This window comes from Bacteroides salyersiae (assembly GCF_031172035.1).
GTDB classification, from domain to species: Bacteria; Bacteroidota; Bacteroidia; order Bacteroidales; family Bacteroidaceae; genus Bacteroides; species Bacteroides salyersiae.
The window spans coordinates 5349773-5369130 of sequence record NZ_CP133452.1 but is presented as its reverse complement, the minus strand read 5'-3'; the positions used below and the strand labels follow the sequence as shown (position 1 = coordinate 5369130).

Sequence of the window (19358 nt, the reverse complement as noted above, 5' to 3'; positions counted from 1 at the left end):
GAAAGTTTTCCGTTTTGGAAAACTTTTAAGAGGAAAACTTAAACAGGTTCTCAGTTTTATAAGATCAACCAAATTGCAACAATGTGACCTATACTGCCACCCAGGCAGAAGAGATGGAATACTGAATGCATGTAGGGTTTGCGCAATGAATAGAATATGGCTCCGATGATATAAGATACTCCTCCACCGATGAGCCACCAGAAGGCGGAGGATGCCCCTATTTCTGAAAGACAGCCCATTAGCGGTTTTAATGCTATCAGGATGGAGGCGCCCATTCCGACATAGCAGCATGTTTCCAGATTACTGTGTTCTTTTAGTTTTTTGAAACTAAGGATAAAACCGATAAGGGCGGATAACCAGACAAATGCAAAGATGCCCCAGCCCCATCCGCCGGCATTGCGCATCACCAGCAAGGTGAAAGGGGTATAGGTACCTGCAATGTGCAGATAGATGGCTCCGTGATCAAATTTCCGTAATAATTCTTTCGTCGTTCCCGGAGCGGAAGCATGATACCAGGTAGAACTGATATAAGAGGATAACATTCCCGCCAAATAGACAGAAACGCAGGCAACGGCCCAGTGGGGATCGTTGCCTGCGGCTGCTTTTATCAATAAGAAGTATCCTGCTATGATTCCTAACAGAATACCGGCTCCATGACTCAGTGTGTTGGCGAGCTCTTCACCATGTGTATATCGATGATTGTTCAATGTCGTATCTTTATTGGTTTCGGTTGTAAAGGTACTCCATTTTTCCAAAACAACAGGCTCTTATTCTTTCTTTAGAATAATTTTGCTGCTGTATTGTGCCGCTATCTGTTTACGGAATTCAAGAAAATCTTTATAAATCTCTTTAGGATAAATTCCCCGGTGCATCAATAAGCGATGTATGATACATATTTCTTTGTCCTTTATCATTAAGGAAGAACTAAAACTTCCGAAGCTGCTTGTTACTTGGCAAGTCTTGGGGAGAGATTCGATAGTATATCCTTCCGGTATTTGCAGGCAAATACTGTCTGTATCCAAATAGCCGTAATTTATATGGATATCCTGTACACGTTGTTTAAGATCGGGCGTTGTAAATCCTTTACGGAAGATGTTGGCCGGGATAAACAATCGATTTCCTGTTTTATTTCCGTATTGTTCCGTTTCGATCGTATATTGGATATCGATCATGGGAATGACTTCTTTGGCTTCGTTGATTTGTATATTGTTTATATTAGCCTGTATCAGATTGATGCCGGAACGTAAATAATCTTTCCGGTGTGACGGCTCGAGCCTGGTGATACCTGCCATACTTTCATATTGAAACAAACGAGAGATTCCGCTGGCTTTTATCTTTGCTCCTCCGGTAGGAGTGAGAGTGACAGAAGCGTTAGTTGTTTGCGTATTTAACGAATCGGGATAGGAGGGCAGGCGGCACATAATCCCTCCTTCTTTTGTAATCAATAGAGCATCATGTCCGGCAATACCGCTATGTACATATCCGAATGGTAGCTGCGGATTGGTGCATTCCAACCAAAGCGTATCTTCCGGGAGCGGAACCTGCAGGATGGCATGATTCATTTGATCGACACTGGAAAAATCAGGCAGTAGCCGTTCGTTGTCAGTACTGATTACAGTATAAACAGACGGGATACCCAGTTCCTTCAACATGGCGTGGGTGTAATTGGATAATCCTTTACAGTCACCGAATCCTGCCCGGCAGACATCGGAAGCGGCGATAGGTTGCAGGCCGCCGATTCCTAATTGAATGCTTACATAACGAGTGGTTTCGGCCAAGTAATTATAGACTGCCTGCACTTTTTCACGTGGAGTATTGCAACCGGCTGTCAGTTCCCGTAATTTCAGTTTTATGGGCTCTGCCAATTGGTCGCGTCCTGTAAGCAGGCTATTCTGCCAGATACCGTAAGATTGCCAGGAACTCATGTCGCCCTGTGTTCCGTCGAAAGTGAAAAGTTTGGGTGAGAAATGGATACGGGGAAGCCGTTCGGCGAAAGATAAGCCGAACGGCTCGTATTCGATGGCTGTCATCGGTCCTGAGGATACTTCGGTCAGGATATCTCCTTTAGATGTTACCTCCTGTTTTACCTCGGTTTTCATGTTTACCATCCGGTAGCGGGCCGGATTGCCGGCAGGGGTATAGAGACGATATGTAGCATTTACTACCGACTGGTTGTAGGCTTTTTGAGGTCTGAATGTCGGATAGCAGATTAATCCGTCTTTGTACTTCACCTCCCATTCGTATTTTATGGTCAGGGGGTAGCGGGGAAGATTGCATTCATAGTAATAGGTGTAGTCATCACTGGTTAGTCCTGAAGAGTATTCTGACATTTGCAGGTCCGACTTTTTTATTTTACGGATAACTTTACCATTGGCATCTGTTATTTCTCCGGAGAATTTCCGGAGAGAGGTGAACTTGTCGCATACACAAAAAAAGTGTGCTGTATCCCGTCCTTTTTCATTTAGAATCGTGATGGTGTAACTCTCTTTACGCAAGGCACTGGAAGTTGATTCACAAATAATTTCTGTCGTGGCATCCTGTACGATGGAGTAAGCATTCCGATCGGTGTCTGCCTGTGCCTGTACAACGAAAGGGAATAGCAGAAGCGTCAGAATACTGTTGTATAACCTGTTTTTTATCATAATAGAATTACAATTTCTTAAGTACTACAGTTTCATTGTTCTTCTCGGCTATTACTTTCCAGAAGTTTTGCAGTCCGGGATATTCTTCAGGGAGATATAATAATTTGCTGGACGAGAATGTGTAGTTGATGGTCAGCTTATTCTCTTTCTGTTCCAGAACATAACGGCACATACCCTGCTTGTCTTCTGTTCTTGCCAGTAGCGGTTTCGGTAATTCGTCTACTGTGTATCCTTCCGGCAATGTCAAGTTAACGGATAATACGACCTGGTCGGTGAAAGGATACTCTACAGGTAGTTTCCGCTCTGCCTGTGTGAAAGGATTCTTTTCCGTATGTAAGAATATAAGCGGGTTGAGATAGATGAAATTGTCATTGGTAGTTGCCTGCTTTTCAAAAATAACCGTTTCTTTCACTTGCGGTGAGAACCGGTCTACTCCTTGTGCATTGAATACGTTGACTTTTATGTCTTCTTGGGTAGCAAGTTCGTTGACAAATTCCGTACTGTCTTTGGCGGTCCGGTATTTTCTTCTGAATGATGAGGCATACTGGCCTGTATAACTGGTATTGCGATTGCCGCATATTTTTCCATCCGGGCTGATGGTAGCATTTACGATAGAGCGTAACTGGCTTTTGCAGGTCTTGCTTAAATCAACCCATAATCCGCCTTTTCCGGGCATGATCACGCGTGCCCGGTTTACCATTAACACGGGAGGAAGTATATTGATGTAACCGTCTCTTACGGAACCGTCCAGATAAACAAGCGTACTGTCGGTGTTTGCTACGCCTACTATAAAAGTATTTAGTTTTTGTACGGATGGATGGGAGTAAGGGAGTATTCCTATATTGCGGCGGCTCATGACTACAGGGAAAGAGGGAATGTCGGCATCCCGGAGCATGCTCATTAGTATGAAATTGATTTCCGCATTGTTTCCCATGCCGTCTTTGATCACTTTTTTGCTTTTACCTCCATAAAGTGAGTATTCTTCGTTCCAGGTGATTTTTCCTTTTAAAAAAGTATAGATGGCACTTATTTTTTCTTCGATGCTTTTCAGTTGGTCTAAGTTCAAAGCAGCCATTTCTTCCCGATAAGGATTGCGTATTTTCAACTGTCCGCCGAACTCGCTGTCTTCCAGCAGCATTTTATCTATGTTTTCCCAAGATTGGGTGAATGATTTGTAGAGGGCACCGGGAAAGTCCAAGCCTCCCAATTCGAAATTGACTTGTGTACTATAGTCATTTACACACCAGATATAATCATCATCGTGTAAGGCAGGAAGTTGTCTGCCTTTGAAGTTGAGATGACGGCCGTTGCATTGCAGTAGTTGGTTGCCTATGCTGAGATTGACCGCTTCCGAATCGTCTGTTGTTTCCAGTCTTTCCGTGCCGCGTACATCCAGATTGAATTTAAAATATTCCGGAACGGTGATATCATACTCCGTATAGAGAGTAGGAATGGATTGTTGGGCACTCCAATCATTTATATTGAAGTAGAAATCGGATAATACCTTATATTTATATTCGATAACAGTCCCTACTTTTACATTAGGAATGGAGAACTTGACTTGCATATATTTGTCATTGAGCCGTTCTTTATAGATAAACTCGCGTTTCATTTTGGTACGTATTGTTTTCCCGTTTTCGATATTGTACGCAAAAGCGTCTATCTGACTGACAGTTTCTTTCATTGAAGAGCGGTTTTCATTCTCATAGTAGGGTATGCAGATATCTGCAAAAGAGGTTCCTTCCGGTTTGAGTATTTTAATTTTGGTTTCATAGCTATAATTCAACCGGAAATCATCGGCTACAAAATCATAAAATGCACCGGTCTTTTTACAAAGTACAACAGCAGTCGCTGTGGTATCCGGTGCATAGGTTGTCATTTTGAGTTCTTCATCCGAAGGTTTGCCGAATTTCGTGTTAACTTCCGGTACGGAAATTTCTTGTCCATAAACTTGTCCTGCCATGAAACAGGCAAACAAGATGATTAATAGGTTTTTCATATTTATTTTATTTAGAGTTTTTTCGGTATGGATAAATACATGATTGTTTTTGCAACTATTGTTTGTAAACTTGCGAACGAAGGCAGGTAATGTATACAGAGCCGGAGTAATAGAAAAAAAGGTTAATTTACAGTCCATAGTTGTTGTGCGTTTTTGATAATATTTAATAATGCAAATATATACAAAAAAATAAATAATGTTCGTTTTGTGTTCTTTTTTGTGTAATAAAAGAAAGAAAATACATACAACTTTCTGAAGTTTCTGATTTTTGGTGTGTTTTTCTTGGGGATGGTGCATAAAAATAGCGCATTCATTTTATCGAACTATCTATCCCCTTCGGTTGATGGGTTCTGAAATATCATTACTTCAATCCGTGTCGGAGGATAGTGAATAAAATAAATGCGCTATTTAGTAATTATTATGGAAATTTCTTCTGTTTTTTATACCAGATGTCCGATCCATTCTTCACGGTCTCCCGGAAGGAGATCGATTACAGGCACTTCTATCATGGTGTAACATCCCGGTTGCTGGCGCATGGAAGCACGTGCCACACAAACTAAAACCTGTGCGGTTAATGCGGGGTTATTGATGCGCATGTTAAATTCAAACAATTGGTTCTGGGTTTTACCGGATACTCCTTTACGGGTAAGGTTTACACCATGCCCCATGTCGAGCAATGCATCCACGCTGTCTACTTGCTTCACGTGGGTTTCGTCATTTATAAAATAGGCATCGGATTTAATGGCTGCAGCTACTTCGTTGAAATTGTAACCGTCTTTCAGTTCGATGTATACCATGCGCCGGTGGATACCGGTTCCGGTCGGAATAGTCATTGAGAGGGCGGCTTTCACCCCGTCGATGGCTTTTACGGCTACCGTATGTCCCATGCTCATGCCGGGGCCGAAATTTGTATAAGTGATTCCTTTGGGCGCAATCGCCTCCAGTAAGGTACGTACAATCGAATCGCTTCCCGGATCCCATCCGGCCGAAATGATGGATACAGCCCCGTGCTCTTTGGCACAAGCACCGAGTTCATGACGAAGAGCGGTGATACCTGTGTGGATATCGAAGCTGTCTACCGTATTGATACCTAATGCCAGAATCTCTTTTGCATAGGATTCTACGCTACGGGTAGGAGTACATAGAATGGCTACGTCTACTCCCTGCAGCTCTTTGATGTCTTTCACAACGGCATAATCATTCAGTTCGGCCGGCTTGTTTTCGGCTCCTGCACGACGGACTACACCTGCTATTTCGAAATCGGGGGCTGCCTGGAGCGCTTCCAGTACATAGTGACCAATATTGCCATATCCGACGATGGCTGCTCTTACTTTTTTCATTTCTTTATTGGTTTTGTTTAACATATTTCTTGTTTTATGCCGCAAAAATAATCATTTTCTCTGTTTATTGCCCTAAAAGGGTTGTTAAAGTTAGTTTTTGTTGCTCAAGGTTAGTAAAGCACAATATTTCTCGTGCGCGTGCGTTATAAGGATATTATGATAGAATACGTCAAAGGCGAGATTGCCGAACTTAGTCCGGCAACAGCGATAATCGATTGTAACGGTTTGGGGTATGCGGTAAATATTTCATTAAATACATACTCTGCAATTCAAGGAAAAAGCACTTGCAAACTCTATATTTATGAAGCCATTCGTGAAGATGCATATGTGCTTTATGGTTTTGCGGACAAGCAGGAACGTGAGTTGTTCCTGTTATTGATTTCCGTATCCGGCATCGGCGGTAATACGGCGCGGATGATTCTTTCGGCACTCTCTCCGGCCGAGTTGGTAAATGTGATCAGCACAGAAAATGCCAACATGTTGAAAACCGTGAAGGGGATCGGATTGAAAACGGCACAACGTGTAATTGTTGATTTGAAAGATAAAATAAAGACTTCCGTACCCGCAAGCGGAGGCGGACAGGCTATGTTGCTGTCTGCCATGAATACCGAAATACAGGAAGAAGCGGTAGCTGCACTTACTATGCTTGGGTTTGCGGCTGCTCCTTCACAAAAAGTAGTACTTGCCATTTTGAAAGATGAGCCCGATGCGGCTGTAGAGAAAGTTATTAAACTTGCTTTGAAAAGATTATGAAAGTAATATGCCAATTTTTTAATGTTTCAATTTACCAATGTGCTGCGTGGGTATGTCGCGGGTTCGCCGGTATGTCGACACATTACTTTATTGGCATATTATTTTTATGTTTAGGAAGTTTGCCTGCTGTTGCCCAAGTGCTCCAGCCTATGCCTATTGTTGAAGAGAAGGTAGAGTATGATGCATTGACCAACCGCTATCTGATCCGTACCATTGTAGGAGGGCAGGAAATGGAAGTTCCTATCATAATGACTCCTGCCGAATATCTGGACTGGAGCATGAAACGTTCTATGCAGAACTATTATCGCCAACGCAACGACTCGGTATTCACCAAAGGAAAAGAAGAATTCGACTTCACGAACATGAAGTTCAATCTCGGGCCGGCAGAAAAGATATTCGGCCCGGGTGGCGTTCAGATCAGAACTCAGGGAAGTGCTGAACTGAGTATGGGAATGAAGTATAACAATGTCCAGAATCCGACTCTTCCCGAAAGTATGCGTAAGACCTGGGGATTCGACTTTGATGAAAAGATCAATATCAATGTCAATGGTAAAGTGGGTGATAAGGTGAACCTTGACATGAACTATAATACGGATGCAACTTTTGATTTCGACAGCAAAAAGTTGAAGCTGAAATATGAAGGTAAAGAAGATGAGATCATAAAACTGCTGGAAGCCGGTAATGTGAGTATGACTACCGGTAATTCATTGATACGGGGGGCTACTTCCCTGTTCGGTGTACGCGCTGATTTGCAGTTTGGAAAATTGAAGTTGCAGACGGTTATCAGCCAGCAGGAAAGCGAATCGAAAACGGTGAACAGTAAGGGCGGGGCACAGACGACTTCTTTTGATTTTTCGGCAGCCGATTATGATGAGAACCGTCACTTTTTTCTGGCGCATTATTTTCGGGATAGGTATGATGAGAATATGGCGCAATTGCCGAATATTCTTTCCGGTGTCACGATTAACCGTATTGAAGTGTGGGTGACCAACAAACGGGGTAATTATGATAACCCCCGTAATATTGTGGCGTTGACGGATTTGGGAGAGAGCAATCTTCCTGCCGGTTCGCCGTGGTCCTCCGAATCGGGAGGCAATAAAGTTCCGAGGAATAGTGCCAATAATCTGTATAGCCAGATGGTGAATGTTTATTCCGCCGCACGTGATATCAGTTCGGTAAATGCCGTAATGGAGGGTATTCCCGGGATGGAGAGCGGGATGGATTATGAGAAGATAGAAAGTGCCCGTTTGCTTACTTCTTCGGAATATACGCTGAACACCACTTTAGGATATCTTTCGGTGAAACAGACTTTGCAGCCCGACGAGGTGCTTGCCGTTGCATTTGAATATAATATCGGTGGTAAGACCTATCAGGTCGGTGAGTTTTCTTCCGATATAAAGGAAACTTCAAATTGTCTTTATGTGAAGTTATTGAAAAACACCTCTAATTCTCCGAACTCCAATTGCTGGGATTTGATGATGAAAAACGTCTATTCATTGAATGCTTATCAGGTGCAATCGGAGAAGTTTACGTTGAATATTACCTATTTGAGTGATACTACGGGTGTGTATCTGCGATACATTCCGGAAGGGAAAATCAATAAGATACCTTTGCTTAAGGTGATGAATCTGGATCGTTTGAACAGTAAGAACCAGGTGGGTAGTGACGGATTCTTCGATTTTGTCGAAGGGTATACGGTCAATGCGCAAAACGGTCGTATCTTCTTCCCGGTGGTGGAACCTTTCGGTAAGCATCTGGCCGATAAACTCGGCAATAAGGAACTGGCCGATAAGTATGCATTTACGGAGTTGTATGACTCTACATTGACGGTGGCCAAGCAGTTGGCGGAGAAAGATAAATTCCGTCTGCAGGGAGAGTACCGTGCCTCGTCTGCCAATGAGATACGTCTTGGTTCGATGAATGTCCCCCGGGGATCGGTGCGTGTCACGGCTGGTGGACGGACGCTGACGGAAAACTCCGATTACTCGGTTGACTATACGATGGGAGTAGTTACCATCCTGAATCAAAGTATCATCGATGCAGGTACTGCGATCAGTGTGAATCTTGAAAGTAATACGGCTTACAACATGCAGCGAAAAACGATGTTGGGGCTGAATTTCACGTATGATTTTTCACCGGATTTCCAGTTGGGAGGTACCATTATGCATCTGAGTGAAAAACCGATGACCACCAAGGTGGCTATGGGAGACGAACCTATTTCGAATACTTTGTGGGGGCTGAATGCGTCGTGGAAGCGGGAAAGCCAGTGGCTGACCAATATGGTGGATAAGTTGCCTTTTGTCGAAGCTACCGCCCCGTCGAATATAAACTTGGGATTGGAATTTGCCCAGCTTATCCCGGGACATAGCGGAGGATTGCAGGACAACTCTTCTTATATCGATGATTTTGAAAGTTCTCAAAGTGGAATCGATTTAAGTCAACCGCTAAATTGGCAGCTCTCTTCTATTCCTTATAATGCAAAAGGCCCTCTAAACGGGGGAAGCGGCGAACAGATATTATTTCCGGAGGCAAGTACCAACCTTTCCGATAGTACGGCTATTGGGAAAAACCGTGCTTTGCTGGCCTGGTATCATATCGACGGTTTGTTTACCCGCCGTAATTCCTCATTGACTCCGACCCATATTAAAAATGACTTGGACCAGCTTTCCAATCATTATGTCCGTGAAGTTTATGAACCGGAGTTGTTTCCCGGCAAAGATTATAACAATACGGAAACGTCCACTATGTCAGTGTTGAATGTCGCCTATTATCCGCAGGAGCGCGGTCCTTACAACTTGGACAGGGATTTGGATGAAAATGGAAATCTATTGGATCCTGCAAAGCGTTGGGGAGGAATGATGCGTAAAATAGAGACCAGTGATTTTGAAAAGAATAACATCGAGTATTTGGAGTTCTGGTTGCTCGATCCCTTTATTTATGCCGATGGAGACGAACCGGGTACTTCAACAAGAAAAAATACCCGCAGTACGAACGAAGGCGGATATCTGTATTTCAACTTAGGAGATATTTCTGAGGATATCCTGAAAGATGGAAAGAAGTTTTTCGAGAACGGTTTGCCTATCGATGACGATCCGTCCCGGGTGGATTATACGGTTTGGGGACGTGTGCCCAAAGACCGTAGTCTGGTATATGCTTTTGATAATACGGCAGGAGCCCGCAAGAAGCAGGATGTCGGATTCAACGGACTATCGGTAGAAGATGAAAGGAACTATCCTACATATGCCAAGTATCTTGAAGAGATACGGCCGAAGTTGAACGCCGATGCCTTTCAGAAATTCTATGATTCACCGGCCGGTGATAAATTTCATTACTATCGCGGATCGGACTATGATGCCGAAGAGAAAAGCATTCTTGAACGTTACAAGTATTTTAATAATACGGAGGGCAACTCGGTTGCCAAGGAAGATTCTCCGGAAAGTTACCCGACTGCTGCCAAAGATAGTCCTGATATTGAAGATATCAATCAGGATAATACCCTTTCGGAGACGGAAAGATATTTTCAGTATAGAATTCACCTGACTCCTTCCAAACTGGAAGTCGGGCAGAATTACATTACGGATAAACGGGTATCGAAAGTAAGACTGCGTAATGGCAGCTCGGAAGAGGTAACCTGGTATCAGTTTAAGGTTCCTGTACGTAGCGGAACGCCTATCGGTAATATCAAAGACTTTAAATCGATACGTTTCATGCGTATGTTCCTTACCCAGTTCGAGAAACCTGTTATTTTGCGTTTTGCTACGCTGGAACTGGTGCGTGGCGAATGGCGTACGTATACAGATCCTTTGTACAATCTTCAAAATCCGGCTCCTACTGTAACCGGTACATTGGATGTGTCTACTGTCAATATAGAAGAGAATGGTGATAAAACGCCGGTAAACTATGTAATGCCTCCAGGCATCAGTCGAGTTGTAGATCCGGGACAGCCGCAGTTACGCCAGCAAAATGAGCAGGCCATGAGTTTGAAGCTGGAAGATCTGGCGCCGGGTGATGCACGTGCCGTATACAAAAACTCTACAATGGACATGCGCCAGTATCGTCGCCTGAAGATGTTTGCTCACGCAGCAGCGCTGACCGACAATGTTACCGATCCGGAAGATGGGCAGTTATCCGTATTCATTCGTTTGGGATCCGACTATCGTTCTAATTTCTATGAATACGAAATACCGTTGAAATTGACTCCTGCCGGACATTATAATGGAGATTCGGAATCCGACCAACTCATTGTGTGGCCTAAAGATAATATGTTGGACATTGCTCTTTCTGTTTTTACCGATTTGAAGAAGAAACGTAATCAGGCGAAGAACAATCCTCTGAGCGGTGTCAGTTACGGAAAACTTTATTCCGAATACGATTCGGAGCAACCGGCCAACAAGATAAGTATTATCGGTAATCCGTCATTGGCGGAAGTGAAGACGATGATGATCGGTGTGCGCAATAATTCGCGCTCTAAAAAGTCGATAGAGGTTTGGGTGAACGAATTGCGTCTGTCCGATTTTGATGAAGACGGCGGTTGGGCAGCACAGGGAAATATGAATGTGCAACTTTCCGACCTCGGTAGTGTAAGTATGGCCGGACATGTAGAGACTGCGGGATTCGGCGGATTGGAACAGAGTGTCAGCGAGCGTCGCTTGGACGACTATTATCAATATCAGTTCACTACCACCTTTGAACTGGGACGTTTCTTTCCGAAAGCGGTGAAGTTGAGTGCCCCGATTTACTACTCTTATTCCCGTGAAAAAACTTCTCCCAAGTATAATCCGTTGGATAAGGATATGTTGCTGAAGGATGCACTTGATGCATTGGCTAACGACAGGGAACGGGATTCTTTACGGAACATCGCCAACGAGATAACGACGTACAAGAATTTCAGTCTGAGTAATATGCGTGTAGGGGTCACCAGTAAAAATCCGATGCCTTATGATCCGGGTAACTTTACCATGAGCTATAGCCGTACGAAACGGCATAACCAGGGCAGTACCACTGTTTATGAAAATGAAACGGACTGGCGTGGGGCGTTGTCTTATAATTATGCTCCCGTTTACAAAGCTTGGGAACCCTTCAAAGGATTGAAGAGCAAATCCAAATGGATGAAATTTGTGAAAGACCTGAACTTGAGTTATCTGCCGCAGAATATCTCTTTCAATACGGATATGAGCCGTCACTATTACGAACTCCAACTGCGTGATATGGAGAACTTGAGCGATCCTGCCGATATTCCCGTAAGTGTGGCGAAAGATTTTCTGTGGAATCGCGACTTTGCCTTGCGCTGGGATTTGACGAAGAATCTTCGTATGAATTTCACTTCGGCCACTCGTGCCGAGATAGAAGAACCTTATGGAGTGGTAAACAAGACGCTCGATCCGGATGAATATGAAGCGAAGAAGGATACGATACGTCGTAGTCTGTTGAGTTTCGGACGTCCGATCGATTATCAGCAGACATTCAATGCTTCGTATAAACTGCCATTCGATAAAATTCCTGCTACCGACTGGATTACGGCGGATACCCGTTTTAACTCTTCTTACAATTGGGATCGCGGTGTGTCGCTTTCGGATGGGAGAGAGATGGGTAATACCATTTCGAACCAGCGCAGTATCGATGTGAACGGGCGTTTCAATTTGGAGACTCTATATAATAAGGTGCCTTTCCTGAAAGCTACCAACCGTCGTTTTGCCGCTACTTCTTCGGCGCGTCGTCCGGATACGCGTAAGAAAGAGAAACCGAAACGGTATGAAAAAGAGATACAGTTGAAGAAAGACACTACGGTGACCGTTCGTCATAGCTTGGGGTCGAAGAAACCGAAAGTCTCGGCACTGACAGTAGATGGTAACCGTTATCCGATTCGTTATAAAGTGATGGATGCCAATACCATTCGCATCGAAACAAGAGACAGCATCCGGATAAAACTGACCGCTATACAAGGCCCGAAACCCGAAGATAACCGTTGGTATAAGATAGCACAGTCGGCAGCGCGTGTCGCTATGATGGTACGTAATGTAAGTGTTACTTATAAAAACACCTATGCGATGTCCATATCCGGTTTCCGACCGGAAATAGGGGATATGCTCGGGCAGACGAAAGGAGCGTCCGGTTTTGCTCCGGGACTTGATTTTGCTTTCGGTATGACGGGCGACAGTTATATTAACAAGGCGTTGGATAACGGCTGGCTGGTTTCAGATTCTGTAGTAAGTCCGGCAACAACCAATGCCCAGGAAGATTTACAGATACGTATGACGCTGGAGCCTGTCCGTGATTTGAAGATCGATCTTAATGCCGGACGTACCCGTAATAAATCCAATCAGATTCAGTTTATGTATGAAGGCATGCCTCAGATACAGAGCGGTAACTTCAATATGACGGTGATCACGATCGGTAGTGCATTCGAACGCCGCAGTGCTTCTAACGGTTACTCATCCTCTTCTTTCAACCGCTTTTTAGGAAATCTGGATATCATAAAGAACAGGATAGAAAATATGTATGCCGGAGTTCCTTATCAGGGGCAGAGTGGCTTGAATCAACAGCCATTGTATCAGGTGAACAAATATAGTTCTGACGTGATGATACCGGCTTTCCTGGCGGCTTACACCGGACGAAGTGCAAGCAACAGTGCTCTCGACCTGTTCCCGGGTATCTTGTCTATGATGCCTAACTGGCGTGTGACTTACAGCGGATTGAGCAAACTTGAATTTTTCAAGAAATACTTTAAGAGTGTGACGTTGAATCATGCTTATCGCAGTACGTATAGTGTCGGTAGTTACAGTACGTTCCAGAATTTCCATAGCTACATGGGGGATTGGGGATTTGTAGATGATATACAGACCGGTATACCTGTTCCGTCCTCTATGTATGACGTTTCTGCTGTTTCCATCAACGAACAGTTCTCTCCTTTGTTAGGCGTGGACGTTACTTTCAAAAACGGCATCACTACCAAGGTGGAATACAAGACTACCCGAATTCTTAATCTCAGCCTTGCCGCCAATCAGATTGTAGAGAGCAGTACGAAAGATTTCGTATTGGGTATGGGATATAAGATCATGGGTCTTGAACTTTTCCCGGGACGCAATAAGAAGGATTCGAAGAATAAGATAAGCAACGACCTCGCGTTGCGTATGGATGTGTCTTTCCGTAATCAGTCTGCTCTTGCCTGGGATATCCAGCAAGTGACCACGCAGGCCACCAGTGGTAACAAGGCACTTAAAATCTCTTTCTCTGCGGACTATACGCTGAGCCGCCTGCTTAGCGTCAGCTTCTATTATGATCGTCAGAAAAATACGCCGCTTGTATCTGCCAGCTCTTATCCGGTGACCAGTGCGGATTTCGGAATGAGACTGAAATTCTCGCTTACAAGATAATACTTTCCCGATGCTTTATTAAAAAAATACCCTCGTGATATGGAACGAAATAAAAAGATATTTATGCAGTCGTGGCTTCGGCCTCATCCTCGTGCAAAGTCGGTTTCTACGGATGAATGGTATCTGGACTTTGCCAACCGGCTTTTCTCGTTGATCGGCTCTTCACAACCCTATATCGGAAAACGGACAGAGGATATACAACGGGCTGCCATTATGCTGACTCTATATCTGGAAGACAGCATAGCGAATGCAGGCGGATGGCGGCATTTCTGCGACCTGTGTCATCAGCTATATGGTAGTTACCTTCCTTTTTATGAGTTGTCGGAAGATTATATTCCTGATGAGATAAACGAAGCCGACATTGCTTTTGTCCTGTGGAAACTCAATTCGGACGATGATTTCTCGGCGACGGTTGCCAACCCCTTTGATAAAGAGATGCTGCGATTGGCCGGAGATGTTTATCGGTTGATGGATCATGTATTTGAGCAGGCGCCTATTACGGAAGTCCCTTCCGGTGATTGGGTGTTGCCGTCCGAACAGCTATTGGTGGAACGGACTGCCATTCCCGCAATAACTCCGGAAATTCAATTGCCGGAAAGCGTAAAGCTCTTTTTGGAAGCTTCGCATGGTGAACAGTTGATGTATTTTCCGCTTTACGGGCAGATGGAGGATTTCTTTGTAAAGCATCTGCATTGGAATCGGGCGGATATTCCCGATAAACCGGATGAGGATGGTGACAATGTCGTTGTGTTTGCCAATCCCAAAGGTATCCTGATGGCACCGGGTGTTGCACAATTCTTTTGTGATAAACGCAATGAAACTGCATACAATGAAGCGGCGGCTTCGGCAGAAGGGTATAAGGTGTTTACCGATAAGGGCCGTTGCCCGTTCGACTTGTTAAAGCATGCCATGGAACGGAATTTGTTCCCCCAAGCACAGCTTCCCTTTGAGAATGGAAAAGAAATACTGGAGAAAAACTGGGATTTTATTGCCCGTTATTTCTTGGGTGAATATTATGAAGGGAGATAATGATGAGTGGTATAAGAAAGAATGTCTCTTCCGGTGCTTCCCGTTCTAAAAGTAGTGGAAAACCAAAGCCTACCGGGAAACGGATCGGGAAATCAAAGCCTGCCAAAGCAAATAATCAGTTGAACAGGAGAGTGAAATAATACTCGATAGAGGGCCAAAGCAGGTTTTCCTTCGTTTCATCTTATGGGTACAATTCGTTTCATATGCTTGAAACGATCGGTTTCATCCTATTGGAACGATTGGTTTCATATGGTTGGAACGATAAGTTTCATACGGATGGAACCATTTCTAACATTTTCAAGTATTATTTGTTCATTTATAATGAAAGGATATCTGTTTATGAATCGAGTCACTAAAACGAAACACAATGGAGTGGAAGAGTAATTTAATAACCGGTTTACAATGGTCGGACCGTATCATCAACCGGGAGGGGAAGGAACGCATTGCCCGCGAGCTGGCGGCACAGGTGAAGGATGGTGAAGTGATCGGAGCCGGTTCCGGTTCTACGGTTTATCTTACCCTGTTTGCCATCGCGGAAAGAATACGGACGGAGAAACTTCAAGTGAGAGTCATTCCGGCATCGATGGAGATCTCCATGACTTGTGTGCAACTGGGCATTCCGCAAACAACTCTTTGGGAGAGGCGTCCCGATTGGACATTCGACGGTGCCGATGAGGTAGATCCTTCGCATAATCTTATCAAAGGACGGGGCGGTGCCATGTTCAAGGAGAAACTGTTGATAAAAAGCAGTGAACGGGCTTTCATACTCGTCGACAACAGTAAGTTCGTTTCCAGATTGGGCAGTAAGTTTCCCGTGCCGGTAGAGGTCTTTCCTACCGGAGTGGTCTATGTGGAAAACCAGTTGAAAACTCTTGGGGCATCCAAAGTCGTTTTGCGGATGGCGAAAGGAAAAGACGGTCCGATACTGACCGAGAACGGGAATTTTATTCTGGATGCTTGGTTTGACGGGATTGGAAACTTTTTGGAGAAAGAGATTAAAAGCATTACCGGAGTCATTGAGAGCGGACTTTTTATCGGATACGATATCCAAGTGCTGGCTTCTTGAATACCGGCTCTTGCGATCTTTCTCCTTACACTCTGTAATACCCACCGGCAAGCCTTTTCTGCTATTGCGTAAGGGGGAGAATGTCTACTTTCCGGCTATTCCGTTTATTTGTTCGACAATTATTTCCGTGGTGACAATATACGAATCATCGGATGCGAAAACAATGATCCCTTCGGGAGAGGCAATATAAATACGCGGTATATTCTGTGATGCAAATTTTTGAAAAATGAAATCATCCTCCTGTGCGGAGTAGGGAAGGGTGAAGGCATTCTTTATCCAATAATCTGTCAGACTTTCATAGCCTTGTGATCTGCTTATGGCAATGAAGCGAATGCTTTCATCATCACGAAATTGTTGATAGGCTTTTTCTATTTCCGGCAGTTCCTTCCGGCAATCCGGACAACCGGTATTCATAAAAGCAATGACACTTATTTTGCCTTTTAGTATCGTATTCGAAATAAGCCCGCCTTTGTTGTCCTGTACCGAAAACCCCGGCAACGAATCACCCGGTTTTAGTGAGAATACCTCTTCGGGATCATCCTGTATGCACATGCTGAACAAGAACAAAAATGCAATGAATATGATTTGTTTTAGGATTTTCCGAAACAGGTGGTTCGTGTGGCAGCTCCGGTTTGTGAAGAAATCATTCATCTTTTTGCTCCGCCTTTTCTTCCTGTTGTTTTTGCTCTATCTTTTTAGTGACAAACTGTATTTTTAAGTTCGCTTCTTCCTGCTCTTTTTTTATTTGTTCGATTGATGACAACAATTGTGATAACTCATAAATACCGGCAAGCGCCTGTCTGTCGGCAGGGGGCATGGTAGTGGTATACTTACGTTCTCCGATGTATTCCACTTTGATGTTCTTGTTCCGGTTCAGATAGAGGAACCCCATTACATTTCCGTCAGCTCCCATTTTATAATCGGCTTTTTCTATTTTTTCTCCCAAGTCCGTAGTTTCGTAGCTGTCTTTCGATGCCGGTGTTTCGGCAAAGCTGCCATCCGGTGCTGTTACTTTTACTGCAAAATGATGGATGCTGTTTCCTCCGCAATAGATGGAAGTCATACTCATCACTCCCTGCTCGTTTACCTGAAAACGCAGGAAAGAGCGGTGCAGATTTTTCTCGACCGTTTGTGTCGGCCAGAAATAATTACCTACCCGCTGATATTCCGCGTCTTTTTCCAGTACATATTTATTTTTGATTTTTTCCAGTTCCTGCTGCTTGGTCTGCATCATGCTGTCCAGGTAAACTAAAGTCTGCTGCTGTTCTTTCAGTTCCACCTGTTGCATCAGTTTGATGCCTTCTCTTCGGGCGTCGAAGGCTTTCGGATATAGAATTTTAATGCTGTCTATCTGTAGCTTGGCTTCGTTATAGTCTCCTTGTGCAAAAGCACTGCGGGCGGCACTCAGCTTTTCGCTTGCTTTCTTTTCCGCATCATTGCCGCATGAAGCCAGCAACATGGTAACACAGATTCCTGCAATCAGTTTCTTCATCTTTTTGTTCTTTATGTTTATAGGCAACAAAAATACGAATTTAGTGTGAAGAGTGAAATGTAAAGAATGAAAAGTTGTACCTTTGCACTCCAAAAGTATCGATGGGTGGTATGAAGTCTCTCCCGGCCATTGATTTTTAATTTCTAAATACCAATTATGATAGAGTTGACTCAAGAAGAATTGAAACGACGCTTTAGCGATAAAATATTCGGGCAAATTTCAGAAACGGCCGATACACTCGGTTTGGAGTGCTATGTGGTGGGTGGCTACGTACGCGACATTTTTCTGGAACGCCCTTCTAAAGATATAGATGTAGTAGTGGTGGGGAGCGGCATCGAGATGGCCCAGGCATTGGGAAAACACTTGGGTAAGGGAGCACACGTCTCCGTATTCAAGAATTTCGGTACTGCACAGGTGAAGTATCACGGTGTGGAGGTGGAATTCGTAGGTGCACGCAAAGAGTCTTATCAGCGTGATTCCCGCAAACCGATAGTGGAAGACGGTACTTTGGAAGATGATCAGAACCGCCGGGACTTTACGATTAATGCGCTTGCGGTTTGCTTGAACAAAGACCGTTTCGGAGAGTTGGTCGATCCGTTCGGCGGCATGAACGATCTGAAAGAGAAAACGATACGCACCCCTCTCGATCCGGATATAACATTCAGCGACGATCCGTTGAGGATGATGCGTTGTATTCGTTTTGCCACCCAGCTCGGTTTTTATATAGATGATGAAACTTTTGAATCTCTTTGCCGCAACCGGGAACGGATTAAGATCATTTCCCGCGAACGGATAGCCGACGAACTGAACAAGATTCTTCTCTCGCCGGTACCTTCGAAGGGATTCATTGATCTGGAACGTAGCGGATTGCTGGCTCTTATTTTTCCCGAGCTGATGGAACTGCAAGGAGTGGAAACGCGCAACGGACGGGCACATAAAGATAATTTTTATCATACCCTCGAAGTGCTCGATAATATCAGCAGGCATACGGATAATCTTTGGTTGCGCTGGGCGGCCTTGTTGCATGACATTGCCAAGCCGGTTACCAAGCGTTGGGAACCCAAAGCCGGATGGACCTTTCATAATCATAATTTCATTGGCGAGAAAATGATTCCGAATATCTTCCGGAAGATGAAGTTGCCGATGAATGAGAAGATGAAGTATGTGCAGAAGATGGTAAGTCTGCATATGCGTCCCATTGTCATTGCCGATGATGTCGTGACGGATTCGGCCGTGCGCCGCTTGCTTTTTGAGGCGGGTGACGATATAGACGATCTGATGACGCTGTGCGAAGCCGATATCACCTCTAAAAATATGGAACGCAAGCAACGTTTCCTGAATAACTTCGCTCTGGTACGTCAGAAACTGAAAGATTTGGAAGAGAAAGATCGTATCCGGAATTTTCAGCCCCCGGTGAGTGGTGAAGAAATTATGGAAATCTTCGGACTCACTCCCTGCAAGGAGGTAGGATCGTTAAAAAGTGCTATAAAAGATGCAATTTTAGATGGTGTAATTCCGAATGAATATGAAGCGGCTCGTGCATATTTATTCCAAAAAGCGAAAAAAATGGGGCTTGTTCCTGTAAAGTAAAGTAGGACATTTCGTAGAGGTCCGGTTGCATTTTATTTAAATGTAACCGGATTTTTTATGAATGTGATTAATAT

At 44.2% G+C, this 19358-nt stretch carries 11 protein-coding genes; 5 read left to right on the top strand and 6 right to left on the bottom strand.

Translation table 11 applies throughout. The features are described 5' to 3' along the window. Positions 1 to 56: 56 nt before the first annotated feature. The 4 genes from trhA to RB604_RS20500 form a co-directional block, all read right to left on the bottom strand. Entirely contained in the window at positions 57 to 707 is a 651-nt protein-coding gene (gene trhA / locus RB604_RS20515) for a PAQR family membrane homeostasis protein TrhA (RefSeq protein ID WP_055294896.1), read from the bottom strand. Between the two features lie 60 nt (positions 708 to 767). Beyond that, entirely contained in the window at positions 768 to 2642 is a 1875-nt protein-coding gene (locus tag RB604_RS20510; RefSeq protein ID WP_005933274.1) for a DUF3858 domain-containing protein, read from the bottom strand. Positions 2643 to 2649: 7 nt separating this feature from the next. After that, positions 2650 to 4779, bottom strand: a complete 2130-nt coding sequence (locus RB604_RS20505) for a DUF3858 domain-containing protein (RefSeq protein WP_055294899.1) — start codon at positions 4777 to 4779, stop codon at positions 2650 to 2652. Between the two features lie 302 nt (positions 4780 to 5081). Next, positions 5082 to 5981 carry a diaminopimelate dehydrogenase gene (locus tag RB604_RS20500; RefSeq protein WP_055294901.1) on the bottom strand — a complete coding sequence of 300 codons (900 nt, stop codon included), beginning with the start codon at positions 5979 to 5981 and terminating at the stop codon, positions 5082 to 5084. A gap of 156 nt (positions 5982 to 6137) precedes the next feature. On the opposite strand from RB604_RS20500, the gene ruvA reads away from it, so the two are divergent. From ruvA to rpiA, 4 genes are all read left to right on the top strand, one after another. Next, complete coding sequence (ruvA, locus tag RB604_RS20495; protein WP_025819005.1) at positions 6138 to 6734, top strand: Holliday junction branch migration protein RuvA; 597 nt, start codon at positions 6138 to 6140, stop codon at positions 6732 to 6734. After that, the gene (sov, locus tag RB604_RS20490) at positions 6731 to 14107 is read left to right on the top strand and encodes a T9SS outer membrane translocon Sov/SprA (protein ID WP_309007139.1); all 7377 of its coding nucleotides are present in this window, start codon (positions 6731 to 6733) and stop codon (positions 14105 to 14107) included. The genes ruvA and sov overlap by 4 nt, the downstream gene beginning before the upstream one ends. A gap of 39 nt (positions 14108 to 14146) precedes the next feature. After that, positions 14147 to 15136 carry a DUF3843 family protein gene (locus RB604_RS20485; RefSeq protein ID WP_055294859.1) on the top strand — a complete coding sequence of 330 codons (990 nt, stop codon included), beginning with the start codon at positions 14147 to 14149 and terminating at the stop codon, positions 15134 to 15136. 367 nt (positions 15137 to 15503) lie between these two features. Further along, positions 15504 to 16202 (top strand): ribose 5-phosphate isomerase A, encoded by a 699-nt coding sequence (gene rpiA, locus RB604_RS20480; protein ID WP_005933263.1) that lies wholly within the window; start codon positions 15504 to 15506, stop codon positions 16200 to 16202. 84 nt (positions 16203 to 16286) lie between these two features. Here rpiA and RB604_RS20475 read toward each other — a convergent pair whose 3' ends face one another. Both RB604_RS20475 and RB604_RS20470 read right to left on the bottom strand, forming a co-directional pair. Next, positions 16287 to 16853 carry a TlpA family protein disulfide reductase gene (locus RB604_RS20475; RefSeq protein ID WP_055294861.1) on the bottom strand — a complete coding sequence of 189 codons (567 nt, stop codon included), beginning with the start codon at positions 16851 to 16853 and terminating at the stop codon, positions 16287 to 16289. Beyond that, on the bottom strand, positions 16846 to 17694 hold the full coding sequence (locus tag RB604_RS20470; protein ID WP_055294863.1) for an outer membrane protein assembly factor BamD: 849 nt from the start codon (positions 17692 to 17694) through the stop codon (positions 16846 to 16848). Before RB604_RS20470 ends, RB604_RS20475 begins: the two co-directional genes overlap by 8 nt. Before the next feature lie 156 nt (positions 17695 to 17850). Between RB604_RS20470 and RB604_RS20465 the strand changes: the two genes are divergently transcribed. After that, positions 17851 to 19284, top strand: a complete 1434-nt coding sequence (locus RB604_RS20465; RefSeq protein WP_055294865.1) for a CCA tRNA nucleotidyltransferase — start codon at positions 17851 to 17853, stop codon at positions 19282 to 19284. Positions 19285 to 19358 lie beyond the last annotated feature (74 nt).

Bases quoted from the DNA above. Each gene is read 5' to 3' on its own strand.
- RB604_RS20465 (WP_055294865.1), top strand. From the start codon at position 17,851: ATGATAGAGTTGACTCAAGAAGAATTGAAACGACGCTTTAGCGATAAA.
- RB604_RS20485 (WP_055294859.1), top strand. From the start codon at position 14,147: ATGGAACGAAATAAAAAGATATTTATGCAGTCGTGGCTTCGGCCTCAT.
- RB604_RS20505 (WP_055294899.1), bottom strand. From the start codon at position 4,779: ATGGACTGTAAATTAACCTTTTTTTCTATTACTCCGGCTCTGTATACA.
- RB604_RS20510 (WP_005933274.1), bottom strand. From the start codon at position 2,642: ATGATAAAAAACAGGTTATACAACAGTATTCTGACGCTTCTGCTATTC.
- RB604_RS20475 (WP_055294861.1), bottom strand. From the start codon at position 16,853: ATGAATGATTTCTTCACAAACCGGAGCTGCCACACGAACCACCTGTTT.
- rpiA (WP_005933263.1), top strand. From the start codon at position 15,504: ATGGAGTGGAAGAGTAATTTAATAACCGGTTTACAATGGTCGGACCGT.
- RB604_RS20500 (WP_055294901.1), bottom strand. From the start codon at position 5,981: ATGAAAAAAGTAAGAGCAGCCATCGTCGGATATGGCAATATTGGTCAC.
- ruvA (WP_025819005.1), top strand. From the start codon at position 6,138: ATGATAGAATACGTCAAAGGCGAGATTGCCGAACTTAGTCCGGCAACA.
- sov (WP_309007139.1), top strand. From the start codon at position 6,731: ATGAAAGTAATATGCCAATTTTTTAATGTTTCAATTTACCAATGTGCT.
- RB604_RS20470 (WP_055294863.1), bottom strand. From the start codon at position 17,694: ATGAAGAAACTGATTGCAGGAATCTGTGTTACCATGTTGCTGGCTTCA.